2 protein-coding genes are annotated in these 2,463 nt (G+C 64.8%); both read right to left on the bottom strand.

Features of this window, described 5'->3' with window-relative positions; genetic code table 11:
• Positions 1–46: 46 nt before the first annotated feature.
• Positions 47–967 carry a 5,10-methylenetetrahydrofolate reductase gene (locus tag AAFP05_RS05425; protein ID WP_341728835.1) on the bottom strand — a complete coding sequence of 307 codons (921 nt, stop codon included), beginning with the start codon at positions 965–967 and terminating at the stop codon, positions 47–49.
• 84 nt (positions 968–1,051) lie between these two features.
• Positions 1,052–2,344 (bottom strand): MFS transporter, encoded by a 1,293-nt coding sequence (locus AAFP05_RS05430; protein ID WP_341728836.1) that lies wholly within the window; start codon positions 2,342–2,344, stop codon positions 1,052–1,054.
• Between the last annotated feature and the right edge of the window lie 119 nt (positions 2,345–2,463).

Genomic DNA, 2,463 nt, shown 5'->3' on the forward strand with positions numbered 1-2,463 from the left:
GGGCTAGCTGTACTCCCTGGGACGCGTGCGCTACCCGTGGATCGTCTCAGCCCTGCAGGATCGGACGAAGATCCACGGCCAACTGAACAGCGGCCTCGATCTCGACCCGACGGCTCGACACGCTTTCGACATTGAGTCCGACCGGCACCCCGATCCGGCGACCGTACTGAACCATGTCCGAGGCGATCATCCGGGCCTGTTCGCACGATGCGTCCAGGGTGTTCTCTGCGCGCCTGAGATCTCGCTGCATCCAGTGCGGCACTTTCACCCCGAGCCAGGCAAGGAAGTCCAGCGTCTTCACCGAACCGCACACCGAGAGAGTGAAAACGACCGGCTTGGGAGCCACTCCGCGCGCCTCGCACTCGTCGGCGTAGTCGGCCAGCAGGTTCTTCGCGGCGTTCGCGTCGTAGAGGATCTGACTGACGAAGAAGCAGACCCCGGCCTCTTGCTTGTTGAGCATCCGAAGATGTTCGTCTCCCCGACCGGTGTGCCGCTCCGGTATCACCACCGCGCCGGCCAGGAGATCGGGCCGCACCTCCTGGCGGAGGTCGTAGGCGCGCGATAGCGAGGTCGCGCCGATCTGTTTGCTCGATGACGCGCCGACAAGCACCGTCATGACCTGATCGGCTGGTTGCTCCCGCATCCAGCCGGCCAGCTGCGCCTCGGAGTACTTGCCCACGGCCCGGTAGATCACGGCCGGCTTCTGCCACGCCAAGAGGTGCTGCGCACAGAAGTCACCAGGATCAAGAGTGGGGAGGAACGGGAACGGACGCGCTTCAGGGTTGCGGTCTTGTTCCTCGGCGATGTCATAGAGTGCCACACCATCGGGATCTGCCGCTTCGAGGCGGGCCAGGGTCGATTCGGTGATCTGGCGCAGCTTGTCCGGCGGGGTCGATGCCTTTGGCGGAGTGATCCCGAACAGCAGGAAACCACCCTGTCCTGCACGAATTGTCTGCACCAGATCCATGGCGTCGACTCTAGGGCCTCACGCAGAATTGACCTGTCGAGTGCCGGCACGCCGCATCGCCGGATTCGGCATCTCTTGCCGTCCTCAACTCTTCGCGATGCTGAAACTGCGGAAGGCAGGAAAAGCCAGCGCGATCAGGACCATCCCACCGACGACCAGCAGTCCGCCACCTCCGGTGGTCCAGGCCGGGCCGATGACATCGGACGCGGCACCGTGCACGACATCCGCGAGCCGTGGACCGCCCGCCACGACGACGATGAAGACGCCCTGCATTCGTCCGCGCACGGCATCGTCGGTCGCACTCAGCAAGATCGATTGCCGAAACGCGGACGAGATCATGTCCGCGCCGCCGCCGATCACCAGCATTCCCAGCGCCACACCGAGCGCGGTCCGGGTCTGCCAGGACGACAGACCCACGGCGACACCCATCAGCGCCATCGAGCCGCCCCACGCGGCGACGGCCCACAGCACCGCTGCACCCTGCCTGTGAACTCGCGAGACCCAGCCGCCGAAGACGCCTCCCAGCACCGCTCCGACGGGCATCGCCGCGTAGAGCAGAGCGAACTCGGCGCCGCCCTCGACCGGGCCGCCGAAGTTGACGTGAGCGATCTCGGGAAACAGTGCCCTCGGCATGCCGAAGATCATCGCGATGAGATCGACGGCGAAACTCAGCATCAAGATCTTGTGCCCGCCCAGGTAGCTGAGGCCGTCGATGACCGAACGCAGCCCGGGCGCCCCCGCCTTGCCGTCGACTGGCATGGGTTCAAGTCGCCAGACGGCATAAAGAGTAGCCATCAGGGTGATCGTGTCGATCAGATAGAGCCACGAGTAGCCGAGTACGGGGATCAATGCGCCGCCGACCAGCGGTCCGGCGATCGCCCCCGCAGACAGCACGGTCATGTTCAACGTGTTCGCTGCCGGTAGCTGCTCGGCGGGAATCAGCTTGGGCAAGATCGCGGTGCGCGTCGGCTGGTTGACCGCGAAGAATGCCTGCTGCAGCGCGAAAATGCCTAACAGAAGCCAGACGTTTCCGAGATCCAGGGCCGCCTGCACCCAGAACATCGCGGAGGTGGCGATCAGGCCCAGCGTGGTGATCTCCAGCAGCCGGCGCCGGTCCATCGCATCGGCCAGCGCGCCGCCCCACAAACCCATGACGACCAACGGCACCAGCCCGAAGACTCCGGTCAGGCCGACCATCGCAGAAGACCCGGTGATTGCGTAGATCTGCGCGGGCACCGCCACCACGGTCAACTGGGCACCGATCACCGTAACGATGTTTGCCGTCCACAACCGCCTGAAGTCGGCAGCGGCCAGCGGACGCGTGTCGGCGAACAGTCCGCGCAACCGGTCCACCAGTCTCGTCTCCGCATCTGACACGCCCGCCACCGTACTCCACGCGGGCGGTGTTGAGGCGACCCATCCGGCCGGTCATTTGATTAGCTTTGCTAATTAGCTAGACTAAAGATCATGATCTCTTCCTCGACTCCGATCGCAAC

It is taken from the genome of Brooklawnia sp., from assembly GCF_032229645.1.
GTDB lineage: Bacteria > Actinomycetota > Actinomycetes > Propionibacteriales > Propionibacteriaceae > Brooklawnia.